This window comes from Niabella soli DSM 19437, from assembly GCF_000243115.2.
GTDB classification, from domain to species: domain Bacteria; phylum Bacteroidota; class Bacteroidia; order Chitinophagales; family Chitinophagaceae; genus Niabella; species Niabella soli.
On sequence record NZ_CP007035.1, the window covers coordinates 3,633,935 to 3,656,819 of the forward strand.

Annotated in this window: 17 protein-coding genes; 9 read left to right on the top strand and 8 right to left on the bottom strand. The window is 46.4% G+C overall.

The genetic code is table 11. From position 1 onward, the window contains the following. Positions 1–75: 75 nt before the first annotated feature. Positions 76–663, top strand: coding sequence for a molybdenum cofactor guanylyltransferase (gene mobA, locus NIASO_RS19765; RefSeq protein ID WP_008587303.1), 588 nt, complete (start codon positions 76–78; stop codon positions 661–663). Here mobA and NIASO_RS15280 read toward each other — a convergent pair. The 4 genes from NIASO_RS15280 to NIASO_RS15295 all read right to left on the bottom strand — a co-directional run bounded on the left by NIASO_RS15280 (position 643) and on the right by NIASO_RS15295 (position 9,463). Next, a complete protein-coding gene (locus NIASO_RS15280; RefSeq protein ID WP_008587304.1) occupies positions 643–2,133 on the bottom strand; it encodes a rubredoxin in 1,491 nt (496 codons plus the stop codon). The genes mobA and NIASO_RS15280 overlap by 21 nt on opposite strands. Then, positions 2,130–5,681 carry a nitrate reductase gene (locus tag NIASO_RS15285; RefSeq protein WP_008587306.1) on the bottom strand — a complete coding sequence of 1,184 codons (3,552 nt, stop codon included), beginning with the start codon at positions 5,679–5,681 and terminating at the stop codon, positions 2,130–2,132. Before NIASO_RS15285 ends, NIASO_RS15280 begins: the two co-directional genes overlap by 4 nt. Positions 5,682–5,692: 11 nt before the next feature. Next, positions 5,693–6,937, bottom strand: a complete 1,245-nt coding sequence (locus NIASO_RS15290; protein WP_008587308.1) for a NarK family nitrate/nitrite MFS transporter — start codon at positions 6,935–6,937, stop codon at positions 5,693–5,695. A 666-nt stretch (positions 6,938–7,603) separates the two neighbouring features. Next, positions 7,604–9,463 (bottom strand): chloride channel protein, encoded by a 1,860-nt coding sequence (locus tag NIASO_RS15295; protein WP_008587312.1) that lies wholly within the window; start codon positions 9,461–9,463, stop codon positions 7,604–7,606. Positions 9,464–9,590: 127 nt separating this feature from the next. On the opposite strand from NIASO_RS15295, the gene NIASO_RS15300 reads away from it, so the two are divergent. Beyond that, positions 9,591–10,286 carry a Crp/Fnr family transcriptional regulator gene (locus NIASO_RS15300; protein ID WP_025299035.1) on the top strand — a complete coding sequence of 232 codons (696 nt, stop codon included), beginning with the start codon at positions 9,591–9,593 and terminating at the stop codon, positions 10,284–10,286. 144 nt (positions 10,287–10,430) lie between these two features. Continuing rightward, positions 10,431–10,874, top strand: coding sequence for a hypothetical protein (locus NIASO_RS15305; protein ID WP_008587315.1), 444 nt, complete (start codon positions 10,431–10,433; stop codon positions 10,872–10,874). Here the strand turns inward: NIASO_RS15305 and NIASO_RS15310 are convergent. Continuing rightward, a complete protein-coding gene (locus NIASO_RS15310; RefSeq protein WP_008587317.1) occupies positions 10,867–11,916 on the bottom strand; it encodes a beta-ketoacyl synthase chain length factor in 1,050 nt (349 codons plus the stop codon). The two genes, NIASO_RS15305 and NIASO_RS15310, sit on opposite strands and share 8 nt — an antisense overlap. A gap of 87 nt (positions 11,917–12,003) precedes the next feature. Between NIASO_RS15310 and NIASO_RS15315 the strand changes: the two genes are divergently transcribed. Both NIASO_RS15315 and NIASO_RS15320 read left to right on the top strand, forming a co-directional pair. Then, a complete protein-coding gene (locus tag NIASO_RS15315) occupies positions 12,004–12,702 on the top strand; it encodes an SDR family oxidoreductase (RefSeq protein ID WP_008587318.1) in 699 nt (232 codons plus the stop codon). 33 nt (positions 12,703–12,735) lie between these two features. After that, positions 12,736–14,151, top strand: coding sequence for a BatD family protein (locus NIASO_RS15320; RefSeq protein ID WP_025299037.1), 1,416 nt, complete (start codon positions 12,736–12,738; stop codon positions 14,149–14,151). Between the two features lie 190 nt (positions 14,152–14,341). On the opposite strand, the gene NIASO_RS15325 is transcribed toward NIASO_RS15320, so the two are convergent. Next, positions 14,342–15,028, bottom strand: coding sequence for a zinc metallopeptidase (locus NIASO_RS15325; RefSeq protein ID WP_008587322.1), 687 nt, complete (start codon positions 15,026–15,028; stop codon positions 14,342–14,344). 388 nt (positions 15,029–15,416) lie between these two features. Between NIASO_RS15325 and radA the strand changes: the two genes are divergently transcribed. From radA to NIASO_RS15345, 4 genes are all read left to right on the top strand, one after another. Continuing rightward, positions 15,417–16,802, top strand: coding sequence for a DNA repair protein RadA (gene radA, locus NIASO_RS15330; RefSeq protein ID WP_008587323.1), 1,386 nt, complete (start codon positions 15,417–15,419; stop codon positions 16,800–16,802). A gap of 142 nt (positions 16,803–16,944) precedes the next feature. Next, positions 16,945–17,646 (top strand): ComF family protein, encoded by a 702-nt coding sequence (locus tag NIASO_RS15335; protein ID WP_008587325.1) that lies wholly within the window; start codon positions 16,945–16,947, stop codon positions 17,644–17,646. A gap of 123 nt (positions 17,647–17,769) precedes the next feature. Next, the gene (locus NIASO_RS15340) at positions 17,770–18,288 is read left to right on the top strand and encodes a glutathione peroxidase (RefSeq protein WP_008587333.1); all 519 of its coding nucleotides are present in this window, start codon (positions 17,770–17,772) and stop codon (positions 18,286–18,288) included. 85 nt (positions 18,289–18,373) lie between these two features. Continuing rightward, the gene (locus tag NIASO_RS15345) at positions 18,374–20,002 is read left to right on the top strand and encodes an amidohydrolase (protein WP_008587335.1); all 1,629 of its coding nucleotides are present in this window, start codon (positions 18,374–18,376) and stop codon (positions 20,000–20,002) included. 210 nt (positions 20,003–20,212) lie between these two features. Here the strand turns inward: NIASO_RS15345 and gnd are convergent, their stop codons facing one another. After that, a complete protein-coding gene (gene gnd / locus NIASO_RS15350; RefSeq protein WP_008587337.1) occupies positions 20,213–21,667 on the bottom strand; it encodes a decarboxylating NADP(+)-dependent phosphogluconate dehydrogenase in 1,455 nt (484 codons plus the stop codon). 126 nt (positions 21,668–21,793) lie between these two features. Next, on the bottom strand, positions 21,794–22,843 hold the full coding sequence (locus NIASO_RS15355; RefSeq protein ID WP_008587339.1) for an endonuclease/exonuclease/phosphatase family protein: 1,050 nt from the start codon (positions 22,841–22,843) through the stop codon (positions 21,794–21,796). Between the last annotated feature and the right edge of the window lie 42 nt (positions 22,844–22,885).

Here is a 22,885-nt window from a genome sequence, read left to right on the forward strand (position 1 = left end):
AGTTTTAATAAAATTTGATCCCTAAATTTACTAAAAAATCAGGCGCTGAAAAGAACTAAAATTAAGGTTTAACAAATGCTGGGAGTTGTTTTATGCGGCGGGCAAAGTACCCGTATGGGCAGCGACAAAGGGCTGCTGCCACTGGAGGCGCAAACATGGGCACAGACGGCTGTTAACAAATTTATTCTGCTGCAATTACCGGTTCGCATCTCTGTAAATGCCGCACAACAAGCAGCATATGCACAGGTATTTGATTCCACATTCCTGGTTACAGACAACAACACCATCCGGGTAAAGGGCCCCCTGCTGGGATTATTAAGCGTACACCTGCAGTATCCTGATGAAGACCTGTTCGTACTCGCCTGTGATATGCCGTTAATGGATCCTTCATTACTCAAAGAACTTTACCAGGCTTTTAGCCCGCAAAAAGCAGACGCTTTTGTTTTTATAAATGCCGGGGCGCCGGAACCGCTTTGTGGCATTTATACGGCCGCAGGGTTACAAACGATACTGAACCGGGCAAAAAGAAAGGAGTTGCAGCAATTCAGCATGAAATATGTGCTGGAACAATTCAAAACCAGTACCATCCCGATCCGTGACGATCAACAACCCAGCTTCCGGAATTTTAATACACATACGGAACTAAACGGACTGCAGGCCTAATGATGCTTTTTTAATCTCTATAAAATCCGGTTTACCCGACTCGCACAAAGGGCACGCGTAGGTTTCCGGTAATGCTTCAAATGCGGTTCCTGCTGCGATACGATTTCCGGGATCTCCGGTATGACGGTCGTATACCGTCAGGCAATTTTTACATTGATGCACCCATTCTTCTTTTTGTACTATAGCTATATCCTTTGGCACATCAATGGTGTGAGGCAGTACCGTATTGTTCCTGCTGGTTTTATAGAAATCAAAAACCGAATTCCGCAATGCCCGCCCCAACAGAAACTTCGGCTTATTGCGACTAAATACAAATCCTGTTCGCTCATTAGGATTGTACGCCTGCGCGCAAAGAATATCATAAAGATAAAATAAGGCTTTACCCCACAATGCAATAACAGGCTTACGTTTTACCAGTATGCTGCTAAACACTTCGCTTTTATTTCTGGTTTTTATACCGATGCATAGGCCAAAAGTCCGGGTATCCTGATCGTTTAATTTCTTTACCAGATATTGTTTTAATGCCGTCGCTTCCCTGTTGCCATCCTCTACCTGAAAATTCAATTCATTAGCGGCATGACGCATATTCAATGCATGCATATTCAGCAGGTCGGTCCATAAGTGTTTGTCTCTTTCCTCAATGCCTTTTACGATAATGCTTTTCCATGGCGTGGAGCAGAGCTGACCAATCTTTGTCTGCAGGCAGATCTGGCAAAGGTCTTTTAAAAATGCGATGGAAAACAGTTCATCCCGCCGGTATACGCCCAACCAGTATTTATTGTTATGCCGGTGCAATCCTTCGTAATATGGCAGGTTAAACTGGGGTAATAATGCCGGATGAACTGCTTTCTTTGTAATGAACTGTTCTTTTTTTATTCGGCTGAAAAGCACCTCCCCACTGGCATCTGGCTGATCGTAAAACAGGTGTTTGTTGTTTAAGATCTGTGCCTCCAGTTCCTTCGAGAATCTCGGAATATCATTGGTGTAGAGCAGTTCATCCCATTCGTAAATAATGTTGGTTTTTGGAAAACGAACAAACAAATGCCAGAAATGGGGAGACCCGGCAGTTGCCACCCAGTTGATATTGCCCGTTAACGAAGGAGTAAAACTCTGGTTGCTGTCGCAGATATTAACCTTGAGCCGGGGGATATGATCCATTTCATCAAAAATGTCTTTGTATACTCCTTCACTCAGCCACGTATGCATAATGAAAATATCTTCCGCAGGGTAGGAGCTGATTATGTTCGGAAAATGATCGGTATCAATTTCATATAAGATCCCAGCACGGCGCAACTGATCTTCAAGTGCTGCCCCCTGTTTTTTAGTGCCGCTGATCAGGAGTTGCTGCCGCAGTCCGAAACACACCTGCTCTATGCCCGTGCCTTCTGTGATGGAAAGGACCTGATGCAGGTCGCCCGGCGAAATGATGCCGCCGCGGAAATTGATTTTTATGGTAACCGGTGTGCTCATACGAATTGGGGGCTGGGCAAAGCGGGCTGCTCCTTTTTAATAGTTGTTATTGTTTCCAGTATTTGTTTTACCTCGGGGCGGCAACTGCCACAGCCCATGCCTGCGCCCGTAAGCTGGCAAAGCTGCAGGTGATCTTTACATCCTTCTTTAATCTTATTAACAAGATTGCCTTCCCCCACATTATTACAACTGCAAACCAGCTTTCCTATTACGGGCTCCTGCATCTTGCCCGATCGCAGCAACTGCAGCCGTTTTTCACTGAGCTCTGTTTTGCCTTCAATTAAAGAACGGTATTCCAGAAATTCATTTTTATCCCCGATCAAAATAGCGCCCACCAGGCGGTCGTTATGAATGATGCATTTTTTATAAAAGCGCTTGGCCTTGTCGATAAACACCACTTCTTCATAGGCCGGGTCGTCAGGACATTCCGTAACGCCCAGTGAGCACAGATCCGTTCCGTGCATTTTTAAAATATTCATCAGCAGGGAGCCGGTATAAAACCGGGCAATATCCCCGTTGAGGTATTGCGCTACAATTTCCGCCTGCTGTTCAGCGGCCGCAGTAATACCGTAAAGCATGCCTTTAAATTCAGCTATTTCACCAATGGCGAAAATGTTTGGATCATTGGTCTGTAAATAGTCATCCACAATGACCCCTCTGCGGCAGCTCAATCCGCAGGTTTTGGCCAGTTCAATATTGGGTATCGTGCCAATGGCAAATACAATTGCCTGGCATTGAATAAAACGGCCGCTTTTCAGGCGTATGCCATCAATAACACCAGTGCCGGTGAAGCGCTCTATCTCATCATTAAAATACAGTTCCACACCTTTATCGGCCAATTCTTCCTGGAGCAACTGGCTACCCAGGGGATCGAGCTGGCGGTCCATTAAGCGGGAGGAGCGATGCAACAAGATCGCTTCCGTACTTGCTTCGCGTAAAGAAGCTGCCAACTCCACTCCTAACAAGCCGCCGCCTACAATGACCACTTTTCCTCTCGTGGGCGCTAAATGGTTTTTAAAGGCATCTGCATCTGTCCTGCTGCGCATGGTAAAAATACCTTTTATTGGGGGAACCTCTTTTAACAATGCAGCACGGCTCCCCGTAGCCAGGATGAGTATATCATAATGATGCAGCGATCCGTTAGTATCCGTGACGGTTTTGGCTTCCCGGTCGATAGCTGTAATGCTTACGCCTCTGTGCAGTTTGATGCGATACTCCGCTTCTTCTTCGCTGCTCATTTTGACAAGGTTGCTCCATTGAAGCGTACCCGTAATATAATCCGGCAACAGCACGCGGTTATAAAAAGGGTGATTTTCTTTGCTGAATACTTCAATCGTATCTTCAGCATTAAGCTGCCGATAACTTTTTACAAAACCACAGGCGCCCGCACCTGCGCCGATCACAATGATCTTTTGTTTTGGTTTCTGGTAGCGGTACACGGCCACGGCCGAGAATTTAAAATCCGGTTCCTTGCTTTTAGGGTCTACCAAATTATTGGTGAGATTGTTGGCCCTGTTGCCGTCTTTACCCAAGATTTTGCCCCAATGCATGGGTAAAAAAACGACCCCCTGTTTGATGGTGTCGGACAGTCTGGCTTTTATACGTACTTCGCCGCGCCTGCTTTTTATTACTACCAGGTCGTTTTCTTTTATCTGACGCGGTGTGGCGTCTTCAGGATGTATTTCTAAAAACGACTCGGAAATATGTTGCTTCAGTTTATTTACTTTTCCGGTCTTGCTCATGGTATGCCACTGATCGCGGATGCGGCCCGTGGTAAGGATCAACGGATAATCGGGTGATGGCGTTTCAGAATGATTGTCGTCCGGGAACGAGTGGATCTGCGCCCGGTGAGATGTCGTGTAGAATTGATGGTCTTCAAAAAGCCGGGAGGTACCCTGCTTTCCGGCGGCCTCGGTAAACGGCCATTGCACGCTGCGGCGCGCTTTCAGCAACTCGTAATTCAGCGCGCTGATATCCATACGTGTTCCAGCCGTTAGTGCGCCATGTTCATTAAAAATTGCTGCTGTATTTTCAAAATCAAAACCGGTAAATCCCATTTTTTGAGCAAAGCGACAAAGTATTGTGGCATCGGGCAATGCTTCTCCCGGTGCTTCCATGATCTTATTCAGATAGCTGATGCGGCGTTCTGCATTGGTCATGGTGCCCTCTTTCTCCGTCCAGGCAGCGGCCGGCAATACCACATCCGCGTATGCCAGGGTTTCGGGTTTATTGCTGATCTCCTGCACCACTACAAATTTTGCTTTCTTCAGTGCGGCTTCCGCCTTGCGGACGTCGGGCAAACTAATAAGCGGATTGGTACAAAGGATCCAGATCGCTTTCAGCCGCCCGTCTTCGAGTGCATCAAACATTTCTGTAGCGGTGAGACCGGGTTTGTCTGAAATGGTGCCAGGCCTTATTCCCCAAAAATCTTCTACCTCCCGGCGGTGCTGTACGTTAAGCAGGTCCCGATGCGCCGGCAACAGATTACTTAAGCCCCCTACTTCGCGGCCACCCATAGCATTAGGCTGACCGGTTAAAGACAAAGGGCCGGAGCCGGGTTTGCCAATATGCCCGGTGATAAGGTTGAGGTTGATAAGCGAGAGGTTCTTATTCACGCCCACCACACTCTGATTGAGGCCCATCGTCCATAGCGTCATGAATCCGCGGGCCCGGCCAATATAATCAGCCACTTGCCTGATGGCTTCTTCTTCAACGCCGCAGACCTGTGCCGCTTCGGCAATGGTCTTTGAAAAAACCTGCTTCCGGTATTGAGCAAATCCTTCCGTATGATCGTTGACAAAATCTGCGTCGATGTATCCTTTTTCAATCAGTGCCCGCCCGATGGCATGATGCAGGGTAATATCCGTTCCGGGATGAAGCTGCAGGTGCACATCGGCTATGGAACAGGTCTGGGTTTTCCGGGGATCACTCACAATGATCTTCAGGTCCGGATTGGTTTGCCGCGCTGCCTCCACCCGCCGCCATAAAACCGGATGGCACCAGGCCGGGTTGGCGCCGGCAACAAAAATAACATCAGCCACCTCCAGGTCTTCATAACTCACCGGTACGCTGTCTTCCCCCAGGCTCATTTTGTAGCCCACCACCGCGCTGCTCATGCATAACCGGGAATTCGTATCGATATTATTACTGCCGATGTAGCCTTTTATCAGTTTGTTTACAATGTAGTATTCCTCGGTAAGACATTGGCCGGAGGCATAAAAAGCCACCGAGTCAGGCCCGTATTTATCGATAAGTGTTCTAAATACTGCAGCGGTTCGTTCCAATGCCATTTCCCATGAAACCCGCTGCCGCGGCAGGTTGCGACTATAACGCATTTCGGGGTACAGCAACCGGTCGCTGTAATCGTTCACGGTATAATGGAGGTTCATTCCCTTACTGCAAAGCATGCCTTTGTTAACCGGATAGTCTTTATCACCTTCCACCTGCAGCCGCCCCAGTTGATCCTTATGCGCCACAATGCCACAACCCACGCCGCAATAGCAGCAGGTTGTAGTATTATTTTCATGAGCATTGATTGGGTGATGCATAATGAACCGGCTTATGAAACAATAGGTTTTAACGTTGTGGTGGCTGATGCGGTCGCCCGCTGTTTTGCAAAACGGGTAAATAAAATAATAAATGCTGCTGCGATGACCATAAACCCGATATAACTAAATGCTTCTGCATAACTGATGGTTTCGCTTTTGAATAAAAAGCCAAACAACATACCGCCGATATTACCGCCTGCGCCCACGATACCACTGATCAGGCCTACATTTTTCGTATTGATAAAAGGAGTCATCGCATAGGTAGCGCCGTTCACCATTTTCAGGAACAAAGCAAAACTGATCATGGAGACGATAGCCAGTGGCAGCGAACCGGCTTTTGCAAATAGTGCAAGACCGATCCCCTCCAGGAGCAGCATTGCGGCTAAAAAGAGGCCCTTGCCCCTTATGCCGTATTTACGGCCGATCTTATCGGCAAAAATGCCCCCCAGCGCTCTTGCGAAAAGGTTCATCATGCCAAACATACCCGCCCAGAAGCCGGCAGCAGCTTGGCTCAGATTAAAGTTTTGTGTAAAATGAAGCGCCGCCACATTATCAAAAGTGATTTCCATACCAAAACCCATGGCATATGCCAGGCTCAGCGCCCAGATCCGTCTGTCTTTTAAAACGCTGTAATCTGTTTTAGTACGTACCGCCGGTTGCGCCCGCTGCATTTCATCATAGTTACCAGCCGGTGTGTCCTTAGTAAAGCGATAATACAACAATGCGGCAACCAGCATCAGACCGCCCGGCAGGATCATTGCATAACGCCAGGCCTCCTGTTGGGTATAACCAAAGCCCACAATGACCGAAAATAACAGCGGCATCACCATGTTGGTTACCCCGCCGCCCAGGTTGCCCCAGCCACCCGCCACCGCATTTGCCGTGCCCTTGATGTTGGATGCAAACATGACGGATGTATGAAATTGTGTGATCACAAAGGAAGCACCGATGATGCTTATCGCCAGACGAAAGAAAAGAAAAGAAGTATAGTCTTTGGCCAGGCCCACACACAGGACCGGAATCGCCCCGATGAGCAGCAAGGCTGTATAGGTTTTGCGGGGCCCCCAGGTATCGCAAAGTTTGCCAATGACCAGGCGGGCTATAATGGTACCCGATACCGATGCGATAACGATATTACCGATCTGCGATTTGGTTAAATGCAGGTTTTCTTTAATGGTCGGCATCAACGGGGCCAGGCCAAACCACCCGAAAAAACAAATAAAAAAAGTAAGCCAGGTAATATGAAACGTGCGCATTTGCACGCTTTTTATGGAGAAGATATTGAGTTTAGACAATGGTAAGGGAGTCTCGGCCATAGTTATCGCATTAACGGTTAAAGAATTTGTGTGGAAAGAAGCACGCTGTTAAAAAATAAAATAGCGTTGGACCACAGGCCGTTTTTGCACCGACGAAAAACCGAAGTTGGTGGATGGTTTATGGTAAAACCGGCATTTTAGTTTGCCAAAACTGCCGCAATTACCCGTTTTAAGAAGGTGCATAACAGAACATTTTGAGTTAAAAATAGCGGCAGCAATTATTAAATAATTAATATCTATATATGATTTTTTTTGTATAAAATAGTTATAAATAATAATATTTTATAAATATAATTGTAAATATAATTAGATATTGCTAATTGTTTATAACAATATTATTAAATTATTCATATAAATATATTATTAATATATAAAATATGCATGAAATTAACCTTATGGCTTGGGCAATGGCAATCAAAAAAACATTTAAAATTTTTATACTATGAAGGACTGTTGCATCTGAACCGCTGTATCGTATAGCAATAGCGTTCAAAAGACCTGCACTTTGGGTTCCGGCGCCGGAATAAGCATGTCAGCGCAAACCGGGCTGCCGGAGGGCTAGGGGCTTTTACTTCTTTTTGGTAGTGCCTGGCACCTCCTGGTCGATTAATCTTTACTGCTTTTATGAATCAGTCGTTGTCCCTTCACCAATAATTTAAGGGTCTGGCGTTTCAGGGAGATATGTGCGGCTTGTTTTTCGTTTTCATTAAGCACGGTTTTGTGGGCTTCAATAATATTTTTATACCCGATGCTTCCGGCAATATTGAATTGAGCGTCCACCACGGGCAACACATCTACATTGGCCTGCAGCATTAGCTTTACGGCGGATCGCAGTGGTTCAGTTGGGCGGATCCACACGTTGCTGCGTTTTATTAAAGAGCCTACCGGTTGATCAGGGTCCTGGTGCTCCCCATAAAGGCTTGAGGAACTGATGAGCCCGGTCAACCCGTTCTCATTATTGGCCACAATATAAAAATTTGCTGCATATTCCGGGTTAGCCGCGATCCAGCTTTTTACCTCACCAATGGTACTTTCCTCGCTGATGGCCAGGCTGTCGGTGTTCATCATTTCCTTTACATGCACCTGCTCCAGCACATCCGGTTTGTAGGACACGGGTGTTTTTACACCCCGGCGGGCAATTTTTTCCGTCATGATGGTGTTGCTCATCAGGAAAAGCGACAAAAGGTAAGCCGCTGAACAAGCCGCCAACAGCGCCAGCAATACATTTACCTGGCCCGTGGTTTCAAGGGCAAACAAAATAGAGGTCAGCAGGGCCCGGGAGGCGCCGGCAAACATGGCCGACATGCCAATTAGGGCTGCCAGCGAAATGGAAATATCGATTCCCGGGAAAAAATGCTGCAAAACAAACCCCATCAAGGCTCCGGCAGCGCCGCCAATGGTCAGTAAAGGCGCCAGGGTACCACCGGAAGTGCCGCTGGATAATGCGATAGCCCAGGAGATAAACTTAAAAGTGCATAATAACGCAATCGCTTTTAGCGGCAATGATCCCGAAAGTACGTCGGTAATATTATTATAGCCCACGCCCAGGGTATTGGGTTGAAAATACCCTACAATTCCCACTACTAATCCTCCAATGGCCGGCCACCACATCCAGTGGATGGGCAGGTGCTCAAAGATCTCCTCCAGCCAGTAAACGATTTTGGTTACGGCAACAGACAGCAACCCAATAATAATGCCTTCTATACTCAGCAGGAACAACGCTTTGTTAGAGGGGCTGTCGATCAAATGCGTAATTTCAAACACCGGGTGGGTGCCAAACAAAAAATGATGTCCCGCCGCCCCGGTAACACAGGCTAAGGCCACGGGCAGGATAGAAGCTGCGGAAAACTCAAACAATAATAATTCAATGGCCAGGAAAATAGCCGCAATCGGACAGCCAAATATGGCCGACATACCCGCCGTAGCCCCCGCTGCCAGCAATACCTTTCTTTCAAAATGCGAGATCTTTAATAATTGCCCGAGTGTAGATCCCATCGCGCCACCCGTAGCAATAATGGGGCCTTCCGCACCAAATGGGCCCCCGGTGCCGATGGCAATGGCTGAGGAAATAGGCTTCAAATAAGTAATGGTGGGTTTTATTTTACTGTCGTTGGTCAGGATCTGTTCCATTGCTTCGGGGATCCCATGTCCCCGGATAGCCCTTGAGCCATACAATGCCATAAAGCCCACGAGCAGCCCTCCTATAGCGGGTACAATGATCACCCAGGGCCCCAGATGATTTCCTGCAGGGGAAACATTTGCTACTGAAAACTGCCCGAAAAAAGAAATATTCGTAACCAGGTCTATGAGATAGATCAGCAGTTTCGCAATCAGGCTGATAACAATGCCTACCGTAATTGCCAGGCTTGAAATATACACCAGCCGCCGGTTATTCTTCCGGTCCTGGTTCTCACTGTTTTCATCATTCATTGTTGCCTGCAGCGTTGGTGATATGGGAATGCGCATAATGCTGTTTTTTTAAGAAGCTGCAAAAGTATGACATAAATCACATTAATTTGCTATCGATAGTTGCTTTTTATTGCAGCCGGCCGGAAAAATTTTCTCAAACCTATGCATTATTTTTGAGCCCGAAATGAAAGAGTCAGTACCCCAGGATATTCAGCGCAGCATTCTTTATAAATATTGTATGCCGGAGTGGTTGCCCGTAATCAATGATAATAAAGAGGCTATTGCTATAAAGAAGGGGCAGCCGGTCTTTCGTGAAGCGGATCCGGTAAAAGGTGTTTTTTTCATCCTTGCGGGAAAAGTTAAGATCCACCAACGCTGGGGCGCCGGCAAAGAGCTGATCCTGCGCTTTGCCAACGACGGAGAAATGATCGGTTACAGGGGACTGGGAAAAGAAAGGATTTACCCGGTAACTGCTACTGCCCTGGAAGACACCAGGCTGTTATACATCTCCTTATCATTTTTTGAATCGACCTTACGCGTAAACCCGACGCTGACCTACGCATTGATGGATTTTTATGCCAATGAACTGGAAGAAACCGAAAAACGGATGCGGAATATGGTGCATATGGAAGTGCGGGGGCGTATAGCAGAAGCCCTGCTGTTGTTGCGGGATAAATTTGGAATGACCGACCAGGGGTTTATAGATGTTAAGCTTACCAAGCAGGATATTGCTTCCTATGTGGGCACTACCTATGAAACGATCTCCCGCGTGACCAGCGATTTTGAAAAGGAACAGCTTATTAAATCTAACGGCAAAAGCATCGGCATTTTAAAAGAACGGCGGTTGGCGGGCATTGCCCGTCCGGAAATTTCCCGCTGATTTGCGCAGATTGAAACAGGCACGAATTTTCGCTGATGTCTTCTCTGCAGCCTCTGCGCGAAAAGAATCAGCGCTGATCTGCCGGGAATACAATCGATAAAAAGCCGGAATAAAGTTGTTGAATATTTTTACAAAATATGATTTATGTCATACTTTTGCATTATGATAGAAGATAAATATGACAGCCACATATACAAACCGCTGATGGCTGGTCTTTTTGCGGGTTATTTAGCTACCGTTTTGAACCTGATCTACGACGTTGCTTTCCGGGAATATACTTCGTTTCCCCTGCACGAAATGATCAATGTATCTACCATTATTTTCGCTACGCTGCTGGTATTGGCCGTGGCGGGGTGTATTTATGCGCTGATCGACCGGTTCTCTAAAAACAGTGCGCCTGTTTACACTATTCTTTCGGCAGTATTTACCCTGCTATTGGTTTACGGAACCCTGCAGGTGCATCGTTCTGATAATTCGATGCTCACGAGCCAGTTTCACGGCCTTTTATTGGGTATTGTACTGATTACCGGCATATTCGCTACCTTCCTGATTCCTTACTTTGTAAAGCACAGCAAGCTTTTTATGTAGCAAGTGCTGCTGTTAAACGGGACTTTGAGATAAGCATAAAACTATGTTGCTTTCCGTGGTAGTTATTATAAATAACCACCTGGTCTATCGCTTCCGGCAGTGTTCCTTTTTTGAGCAGCGCTGCCGGGGGTTTGTTGTTCCCGGCCAAATTGGCTGCCAGCCATACGGCGAAAGATACCGCGGTAGGGTATTCACCCGTTAAATGTTTATAATGCAGCACGGGCAGCGCAACGCATGACGCTTCAACGGCATCGTAAAAGTGCTGGAACCGGGCATCGCCGTTTTCGCCAGACAATAATATCGTATTCTTTGTGGGGGGGTATTTGTCCAATAAAGCGCCCAGGCGTGTTGCAACCAACTGCACATCGTTGGTATGCAATGTTTCAATTGCAGCAATTTTTGCCAATGCGCCTTCCGGTGTTCCATTCAGTAAAAAAAGTGCCGCGCCTTCTCCTGCAATGGTTGCGGTATGATCGTAGGCATAAAGGTCTTTATTATTTAACGCGGGGTCATACCATCCCGCCAGGCGGTCAATATTATAATTATAGCTCGATATTTCATCCACAGCGCCCACCAGGTAGGTGTTTTCCGGGTGACGGTTCAAAAACATCTTTGCATCGACAAGTGCATTTTCAAATGCCAGTCCCAGGTGCACATGCGTAGCATTATAATTGCGGTTTTTTTTAATAAGGCTCAGTTGGCCCGCAATAGCATTGGGGGTGCTTTGTACAAAACTTCCGGGCGTCAGCATTCCTTCATCATAGTCGATGAGCTGGTTCAGGAATTTTATGCAATCCTCCATGCCTCCATTGGCAGTGCCGATGATGATACCGTCCGGAACCGTATCTGTTATTAAGGGCAAACCCGCGCCAATGCCCATGCGTACCGCCTTACTCATGCGGCGCAGCATACCGGGCGGTACGCCTTCCAGCGCTGGTTCTATTGCCACCATTTTCCCATCCGCCGAAGGCGCAATTGCGTCCAACTGAAGATCACCGGTGATGGGTTGCGGGGCAATACAAAACTGTTTATGAATGTACACGGGCTCTTTTTGCGGCTAAGATAGGCAGGCTTTAACGATTCCATTAAGAAAATTGTGTTTACTTCGCAGGAATAAATAAAAAGCCTGATGAATGTTTTGATTACCGGTGCTTCCCAGGGGTTGGGCTATGCCATTGCCGAAGTTTTTGCAAAAAAGGGAAACAGGGTGCTGCTTTCTTCGCGTAATGAAGTGCGTTTGTATAATGCCCTGGAAACATTGCAGACCCATTATCCCGAAACAGCATTCAGGGCGAAGGCTTTTGATCTTTCTGTAAAAGAAAACGCCCTTGCGCTGGGCGCCTGGGCGCTTGAGTTTGGCGCTCCTGATGTACTGGTAAATAATGCAGGCGTATTTGAGCCGGGAAGCGTAAGTAATGAAGCGGACGGGGCATTGGAAAGTCAGATGGCGGTGAATCTTTACAGCGCCTATTATCTTACCCGCACGCTGTTGCCTGCCATGAAGGAAAAGAGAAGCGGTTTTATATTTAATATGTGCTCCATAGCCGGGTTGCGCGCCTACACCAACGGCGGTTCCTATAGTATCAGTAAATTTGCGCTGAATGGTTTTAGTCAGAACCTGAGGGAGGAATTGAAATCTTCCGGAATTAAAGTGGCTGCTATTTTCCCGGGAGCGGTAAAAACAGCGTCCTGGGGGGATTTTGACAATAGTGAAAAACGGATTATGGAGGCAGCCGATGTGGCTAAACTGATTGAAGCGGCTACCCAACTGTCTGCAGGGGCCTGTGTGGAAGACATTATTTTAAGACCACAGTTGGGTGATTTATAAAGCGGACATATGAATCGTTTATTTTCGTACAGTATGAAAAAGCTAGGATTAGTAGCAGCACTAATGGTTGCCACTTTAATTGTTGGTGCGCAAAACAGTACCCTGGAAGCACGCATTAAGAACAATCTTTATCTTAATGTATATGTTAATAAAACCACCTGTTATGTAGGAGAGCCAATAGTGGTTACCTATAAATTATATTCTTCGCTGGAATCGGTTTCCTCGGTAACAAAGGATCCGGAGTTTAAGGGTTTTGAGCTTCGGGATCTTGTTGGGTCGGAAGATGATGTAGTGAGCCGCCAGACCATTGATGGCAAAAGCTTCGATGTACATACGATCCGCAAAGTACAACTGACCCCTACAGAGGCGGGCAAACTGGTGCTGGATGCCATGGTGTTGAACAACAGGATTAAGCTGATTGATAATTCAGGCAACAGGAGCCCCCTGTTGGATGGCATTGATGACAATATTGCGCTGAAGAACGGCGATTACCGGATCTCCATTGCCTCCGTACCTATTAATATAAATGTACAGGAAGCGCCTGCCAATGTGAAGCCCGCAACGGTTTATAATGGCGCGGTAGGGGATTTTAAAATGAATGTATACCTCTCAAAAGTAAACCTGACACCGGGAGAACAGGGTACCTTACAGATCACCATTTCTGGAACAGGTGATTTCAGCCAGGTAACACAACCTATTGTGGAATGGCCCTCAGGCGTTACGGCGGCGGCGGCCCAGGTACAGGAGCAATACGATCGCAAAAGCAAAACGGCTCCCGGGATGAAGGTGTTCAGCATTCCTTTTACCGCCACCAACAAAGGGAGCTATACTATAATGCCTGTAAAATTTTCTTATTTTGACGCCACCCGCAACCGGCACAATACCGTCAGCAACCCCCCCGTAACTTTTTATGTAAGAACAGGGGCAGCCGCTCCCACTACTAAAACCACGGCCAATGACCAGGCGGAACGCAATGATAACTATGGTGCGCTATTGGTAGGATTGGGGATTGTTGCCTTATTGGTAGTGGCAGGTATGCTGATTAGCCGGGCGAAAAAGAAAAAGCAAGGGCAGCAGCCCGCACAACCGGCACCTTTACGCACGCAACCCGTTTCTCCTGTTCCATTGCCGCATAACCCCAGCCCTGATGTGGATGCGCTGTTGCAGGCAGCAGAAGAAGCGGTTGCCAAACCGGGCAATTCCTTTTACAGCGCCTTAAGACAAGGAATGATCCATTTCTTTGAGCAGAAATACCAGGTGCCTGCCAAACTTTTTTACAAATCGACCCTTAAAGATACCATGACGGAAAAAACAGTTCCGGAATACCTGCAAAATGAAGTCTTTCACATGCTTACAGAAATTGAAATGAGTATCTATTCCGCCGGCGGCTTAACCGGCGACCGGGTAAGGATGTTGGAGAAGACAAAGGCCATTCTGAAAAAATTATAGAGAACCTGTTTGAACTTAGCTTCAAACCCTGTCCGTACCGTCCGGGCGAGCACATAGATACCTGGTGTTCATAGCATTGCAATGACTGATTGTTTTATGTATTGCAGAATAATCCTGCTATCGTCATGCTAAGCGCAGCCGAAGCATCCTTCTGATACCGGACTAACCGGGAATTAAAGACCCTTACGGCCTAATCCCTTCGGTTCATAAATATGGAAATATATTGCAATAAAGTTACTACCGCTGCCAGCGCTGCCACCACATAAGTGGTAGCCGCCCATTTTAAAGCATCCTTCGCCATCGGGTATTCCCTGTTGTTAGCAACATTGGTGTGGTTCAGCCAGTTCAGGGCTCTCTTGCTCGCGTCAAACTCGACCGGAAGGGTTATCAGCGAAAAAACCACAGTAATAGCCATTAATACGATGCCGGCCAGCAGCAGCAGGTAACTACCCGAAGCGGCCATGATCAACCCGGCCAGCAATACCCAGTTTACGATCATCGAACTAAATTGCACCGCCGGAACCAGCCTGCTACGCAATTGCAACGGCGCATACCCGGCGGCATGCTGTACCGCATGTCCGCATTCATGGGCCGCCACTGCGGCAGCGGCCACCGTGGCGCCCTCATATACATCGGGGCTCAGGTTTACTGTTTTCTTTTCGGGATCATAATGGTCGCTTAAAAATCCCTGCACACTGATCACCTGCACGTCATAAATGCCGTTTTCATGCAGCATCTTTTCGGCCACTTCCTTCCCGCTGAGGCCCGCAGACAGGGGCACCTTGCTGTAACGGTTGAATTTACCCTTTAAAATCAGGGACACGATCATACTGACGCCCATGAATAATAAAGAAACCACCCAGATTTCACTCGTCATATTTCCTTTTTTAAAAGAATCCCCGCAATTCTGGAACCAAAATAAAAATCTTATAACGGAATAAGACTTTTTGTCATGTAGATAAGTTTTTTTAAGAATATTTTAGCGATATATTTAGATTTAAATATTTGATTAATAATATTTTACATATATATTAAAGGGTGCTGTTTTGTCCGTTTTTAATTTCTTAACCCAAGGTTCAATTAATTTGATTTTTTATTTCTGTGGCAGATTTGTACCTTAGTATCAGAATTTAATGGGTTAGTAAGTATTAAGGTCAGTCGAAAGATTGGCCTTTTTACTTTTAAAACCACTCCTGAGCACTGATTACTGAACACTGATTACTGTATACTAAAAACTGAATACTTCATTCTGCTATCTTTACTCCATGGCTAAAATAAAAAAATCGTTTTTCTGTCAGCATTGTGGATATGAAAGTGTAAAATGGTTGGGGCAATGTCCTTCCTGCGGACAGTGGAATACATTTGTGGAAGAGGTAATTGATAAAGGATCAGATAAAACCGACTGGAAAAACTATGTACCGGGTACAGATCGTACTAATAAAGTAATTTCCCTACATGATATTGTAAGTAATGAAGAAAAGCGCCTGGCAACCCGTGATGCAGAACTGAACCGCGTGCTGGGCGGTGGCATTGTAAGCGGCAGCCTGGTGTTGGTTGCCGGTGAGCCGGGTATTGGAAAGAGCACGTTGTTCCTGCAATGCGGGCTGCAATTTACCAATACGAAAGTGTTGTATATAAGCGGAGAAGAAAGTGAACAGCAAATTAAAATGCGGGCCGATCGTTTAACCGCCAACAGCAACGCAACAACCAATGAAAATTTCTTTTTGCTTACGGAAACATCCACTCAAACCATTTTCCAGGAAATAAAAAAACTAAAACCGCAATTGGTCATTGTGGATTCGGTTCAAACATTACAATCACCGGTTATTGATGCTTCTGCAGGAAGTATCTCGCAGATAAAAGAATGTGCCGCAGAATTTCAACGGTATGCCAAGGAAACCGGCACACCCGTTTTTTTAATCGGTCATATTACCAAGGAAGGAAGTATTGCCGGGCCAAAGATCCTGGAACATATGGTGGATGTGGTATTGCAGTTTGAAGGAGACCGCCATTATGCGTATCGCATATTGCGCACCTTTAAAAACCGGTTTGGAAGCACTTCGGAGCTGGGTATTTATGAAATGACCGATGTAGGCATGCGTGGAGTGGCCAACCCCTCTGAAATACTGATCACGCAAAAGGAAGAACAGCTAAGCGGAACAGCTATTGCGGCAACCATAGAGGGCGTGCGCCCCTTACTGATTGAAGTACAGTCGCTGGTAACACAGTCTGTGTATGGTACGCCACAGCGGACGGCTTCCGGTTTCGATTTAAGGCGGCTGCAATTGCTGCTGGCCGTGCTGGAAAAAAGAGGCGGTTTTCATTTTGGTGTGAAAGATGTATTCTTAAATATCGCCGGCGGTATAAAGGTAGAAGATCCGTCCATAGATCTTGCGGTGCTTTGCTCCCTGCTTTCTTCCTATGAAGATGTTCCTTTAGGGCAGGCGATCTGTTTTGCCGGAGAGGTGGGTTTAAGCGGTGAGATCCGGGCGGTAAATAAAATTGATCAGCGCATTGCTGAAGCGGAAAAACTGGGTTTTGAAAAGATCATCGTATCTAAATACAACCAATCGCTAAAGAACCTCAGCCGGTTTAATATTGAAGTGATCTGCATGGGCCGGGTGGAAGAAGTGTATCAGTATTTGTTTTGATAGGTGTTTTTTATCTCACAGATTACACGGATTTTCACAGAAGCTATCTAAAATCTGTGTAAGTCTGCGGAATCTGTGAGCCATTGCTACTGTGCCCACCCTGTTGCGTTAAATTAACGTATCTTAGTAAAAACACCAACACATGAATAGCATTGCCTCTATGAAAAATGCGTTGCTCCATCTGTTTTATCCACACGTTTGCGCCGGTTGTGGAAGTGACGCGCTGCCGCGGGACAGCCAGCTTTGCTTTCTTTGTTTACAGGAACTGCCGGTAACCGGTTTTGAAAGGCATTGCAATAATCCCGTTGAAAAGATCTTTTCCGGGCGGTTACAATTTGAAGCGGCCACGGCTTTTTGTTATTTCTCCAAACAGGCGGCATTGCAACATATATTGCATCAGTTTAAATACGGAGGCAATAGAGCGCTGGGCCGTCAACTGGGAATCGCGTTTGGACAGGCAGTAAAAAAATCGGATCGTTTCAACACCATTGATGCCATTGTGCCTCTGCCGCTACACAGCGTCCGTGAGCGCAAAAGAGGCTATAACCAGGCGGCTGTGCTTGCCGAAAGTATCGCTGAAGTGATGGAAGTACCTGTTTGGGAAGACATTGTGCACCGTGTTGCCGCCACAGCCACGCAAACAAAAAAGAACCGGGTGGAGCGCTGGCAGAATATGCAGGGAAAGTTTTTTATTGCTGAGAATCAAAAAGCTGCCGGCAAACACCTGCTTTTAATAGATGATGTGGTTACCACCGGCGCAACCCTTGAGGCCTGTGGAAGCGTCCTTTTGAATATGCCCGGGGTGCGCCTGAGTATTGCGGCTTTGTGTTATGCAAGTGATTAACAGTTAGCTGAGCAGTGAACCGGACGCTGAAGAGTGCGATGCAAGTAAATTTAATAGTAGTGCTGCAGCGGGGCACATAAAAAGAAAAAATCCATTTACCTTTAGGATATAAATAAATTTGATATGAAACTATTAGTAATAACACTGGCGCTGATCATGGGTATTGCCGCCGGTTCCATTTACGATTTTAAAGTAGATGGCTTAACAGGAGGAACCATTAATCTTAAAGATTATAAGGGTAAAAAAATATTGATTGTAAATACCGCCAGCAAATGCGGCTTTACGCATCAATACGAGGGGTTGGAGCAATTGTATGAAAAATATAAAGATAAATTGGTGATCATTGGTTTCCCGGCCAATAACTTTAAGGAGCAGGAGCCGGGCTCCAATGGTGAGATTGCCGAGTTCTGCAAAAAGAATTACGGGGTGTCCTTTCCTATGGCGAAAAAGATTTCCGTTAAAGGCGATGACACGGCGCCTATTTATAAATATTTAATTGCCGAAGCAGAGAAAAAAGGCATAAAGGACCCGATCAAATGGAATTTTACGAAGTTTTTGATTGACGAGAAGGGGAACCTGGTTACTGTATTCCCTTCTAAAGTAGAACCCATGAGTGAAGATCTTTTAAAATACCTGAACTAAGTTCTATATATATTTTTCCTGCAACAGGTAATTGATGGCCCCGGTTTTGTCGGGGCTATTTTTTATATTCGTATAAATTAAACGTATGCGCGATTGGTTATTATTTATCTGTGGCGGGTTGCTGCTGGCGGCTTGTACTTCAAAGAAACCAGCAGACCTCTTGGTTTATAACGCCACTATTTATACGGCCGATAGCAGTTTTAGTACAGCGGAGGCAATGGTAATAAAAGACGGAAGGATTATAGCCGTTGGGAAAAAAAGCACACTCGAAAATGCATACCAGTCTAAAAGCAGTTTGAACGCGGAAGGGAAATACATTTACCCGGGTTTTATAGACGCGCACGCCCATTTTGCAGGGTATGCAAAGGGTTTAGGAGAAGTAGATCTTGTAAATACCACCAGTTGGGAGGCCGTGCTGCGGCGGTGCAGCGATTTTAAAACAGAAGGAGATACAATGTCCTGGATCATTGGGCGTGGCTGGGATCAGAACGACTGGCCGGTTAAAGAATTCCCGACAAATGAGGAACTGAATAAACGGTATCCCAACCGGCCGGTTTATTTAAGCCGCATCGACGGGCACGCGGCCATCGCGAATAATAAAGCATTGGAGCTGGCGGGAGTAAAAGCCGGAGATACCATTAGCGGCGGTACTTACCAGGTAAAGAACGGCAGGCTTACCGGGTTGCTTGTTGATAATGCCATGGACAGGGTTGCGGCCAAAATACCGGATCCTTCACCAACTGTAATGAAAACACTGGTGCTGCGGGCGCAACAAAATTGTTTTGGCGTGGGGTTGACCGGTATTCATGATTGCGGACTGGATTACGAAGCGGTTGATAAAATTGCCGCTCTTCAACAATCTGGTGAGCTGAAAATGCGTCTTTATATTATGCTAAGCGATGCGAAGAAAAATTATGAATACCTGGCGAAGCACGGCATCATTAAAACCGAACGGTTAAATGTAAGAGGATTTAAGTTATATGCAGATGGCGCCCTGGGTTCCAGAGGGGCTTGCTTGTTACATGACTATGCAGATAAGCCCGGCTGGCGGGGTTTTTTATTAAGCAATCCTGCGCATTTTGATTCTATGGCGGCAATCATTGTAAAAAATAACTGGCAAATGTGCACCCATGCTATCGGCGACAGTGGTAATCGCACACTATTAAAAATTTATGCAAAATACCTGGGCGGAAAAAATGACCGCCGCTGGCGGATGGAGCATGCACAGGTGATCAGTCCGGATGATTTTCATTTTTTTGAAGACAATAATATCATTGCTTCGGTGCAGCCTACGCATGCCACTTCAGATATGTACTGGGCCGGTGATCGTTTAGGAAAAGAGCGCCTGAAAGGAGCCTATGCCTACGAACGATTATTAAAAGAGAACGGATGGATCCCCTTGGGCACTGATTTCCCCGTGGAAGATATTTCCCCTTTAAAAACATTTTATGCCGCGGTGGTAAGAAAAGATGCGAAGGGATTTCCTGCCGGCGGTTTTCAAATGGAGAACGCGCTTACGCGGGAGCAAGCCTTACGGGGCATGACGATCTGGGCGGCGCGGGCGGCTTTTGAAGAAAAAGAAAAAGGAAGCCTGGAACCGGGCAAGTTCGCCGATTTTGTTATTTTGGACAGGGATCTTATGACTGAGCCTGAGGCCACAATGCTTACCACCAAAGTGTTGAAAACCTATGTGGGCGGGGAGCGCGTATTTTAAAATGGCATCAACTAATCGCCCAAGGCGATAGAATGGAGCTGCGAGGCTGCAAGCCTCGCATAGCATCGGCACCGCTAAGGCGCGAAGATGTGTTTATTTCCTTTCTCCTGGTGTCATAGCCTCCTGGCGGTTACCTGTTTTGCCTTCCCCACCCCAAAATAAAAAAAGCCCCTCATTTCAGAAGGGCTTTCTATTATTTGCTACATCAAATTATACATCGTAGGTAGTGGATGCCGTATCGCCGCCGCGTCCGGTCCAGTTGGTATGGAAAAACTGTCCGCGGGGTTTGTCGATTCTTTCGTAAGTATGGGCGCCAAAATAATCGCGCTGCGCCTGGAGCAGGTTTGCCGGTAATCTTGCTGAACGGTATCCATCGTAATAGTTAATGGCAGCGCTCAGGCAGGGAGCGGGTATGCCGTTTAGCATTGAAGTGGCCGTAACATTCCGCAGTCCTTCCTGGCAGGCCTGTATCTTTTCGGCAAAATAGGGATCGAGCAGTAAATTAGACAGGTCGGGGTTTTTATCAAAAGCTTCTTTAATATTGCCCAGGAAGCGGGAGCGGATGATACAGCCGCCTCTCCACATCAATGCAATATTGCCATAGCTTAATTCCCATCCGTATTCTTTGGCTGCTGCTTTCATCATCTGGTAACCCTGTGCATAGGAGATCACTTTGGCGGCATACAACGCATCGCGGAGCTGGTTGATAAATGCTTTTTTATCGCCATTAAAAGAAGGTGCAGGTCCGGCAGTAAGCACTTTAGAAGCAGCTACCCGCTCGTCTTTCAAGGCCGACAGGCATCTTGCGAAAACGGATTCCGTAATGAGTGTTAAGGGAATACCCAGTTCCAGGGCAACGGTTCCGGTCCATTTACCGGTACCTTTCTGGCCTGCGGTATCTAAAATTTTATCGATAATGGGCGTGCCGTCCTCTTTATAAGCCAGGATATCGCGGGTGATTTCGATCAGGTAACTATCCAGCTCGCCCTCGTTCCACTCTTTAAATACCTCATGCATCTCATCGGCCGACAGGCCTAATACCTCTTTCATGATCTGGTACACTTCGCAGATCAGTTGCATATCACCATATTCAATACCGTTATGCACCATCTTTACGAAATGCCCTGCACCGCCGTTGCCTACCCAATCACAGCAGGGGGAGCCGTCATCAACTTTAGCAGCTATGCCCTGGAAAACAGGTTTTACATCCGCCCAGGCGCTGGTAGAGCCGCCCGGCATAATAGAGGGGCCTAACAAAGCGCCTTCTTCTCCACCGGAAACACCGGTACCGATATAGCGTAGGCCTTTACTTTCTACATATTTTACGCGACGTTCGGTATCAGGAAAATGAGAATTTCCACCATCGATAATAATATCGCCTTTATCCAGATGGGGGATCAGCAGTTCAATAAAATCATCTACGGGTTTACCGGCTTTGACCATCAGCATTATTTTGCGGGGGGCTTTTAGCGAAGCCACCAGTTCTTCAATAGAATGCGCTCCGTAAATATTTTTGCCTTTGGCTCTTCCATTTACAAAATGCTCCACTTTATCTACCGTGCGGTTGTAGGCGGTTACATGAAAGCCCTTGCTTTCCATGTTCAGGATCAGGTTCTCACCCATAACTGCCAGCCCGATTACGCCGATATCAGAAATTTCTTTCATAATTGTTCAAGATTAATAGTAGTTCAGAATTTAAGAAAGCCAAATTTAATCTTATGAGGGATTAAAACCAATTCATTAGCGTCTGTAGCGGCTATTATTGGAAAATTTATAATTAAATAGCTGTTTTCATAACACTTTTTTAAGCAGAACGATATAGGTAGGGAAGTGGTCGCTATAGCCGCCGCGATAGTTGTCGCCACTGTAGCTGCGCATGGGGTAGCCTTTATAAGGGCCGATATTTTCGATCATATAGGCTTTTTTGAAAACAGCATTTTTATAGAAGAAAAAGCCTGGCTGCTTTTTATCGGTAAAGCCTTCTGAAAGGAGTATCTGGTCAAACAGGCTCCAGGCATTCTGATACGCCAGGGAGCCGTTACCAATCTTATATAAGGTATGCCAGGGATTATACAGTTCGCCCATTTTTATGTCATGTATCTTATCTGTAGTTTTTAACGTTTTTACAATGCTGTTGCTGACCGGTTCATCATTAAAATCGCCCATAACGATAATCTTGCTCAGGGGGTCATGGTTGATGAGTGTATCGATAAATTTTCGAACGGCGGCCGCTGCGGCAATACGCCCCGGTTCCGATTTTTTTTCGCCTCCATAACGACTGGGCCAGTGGTTTACAAAAATGTGCACCCGTTCGTTTTCAAGCAACCCAGTCACCCAAAGAATGTCGCGGGTGTAGGGCGCTTCCTTGGCGCCCTCCGGCAGGCGCACATAGAGGGGCCTGCTTTTAAGTATTTTAAAATACCGGGGATTATAGAGCAATGCCACATCAATACCCCGGGCATCTTTCGAATCATAATGAACATAACGATAGCTTCTTTTGGCCAGTAACGGATGTTTTACCAGGGTATCTAAAACCGCATCGTTTTCCACTTCCGCAAGGCCCAGCACCGCTGGCCCATCGGGATTAGTATTTGTTCCGATTGCCGCAATTACTGTACAAAGATGAAGGACCTTGTCGTTGAAAGCTGCGCTGGTATAGGCCTTGGTGCCATTAGGAGTAAAACTTTCGTCGTCGTTTTTTCCGTGAAAAAGGGTGTCATAAAAATTTTCAAGGTTATAAAAGGCAATAACGGCTGATCGATATTGGCTTGGCTGAGCTGTGGTATTTGTGCCCTGCAAACAAATGAAGAGTGTAATAAAATAAACGGGTATTTTTTTCATAGGGTGTATTTATTTAGGTTGCTTAAAACTACGGCTTATTTT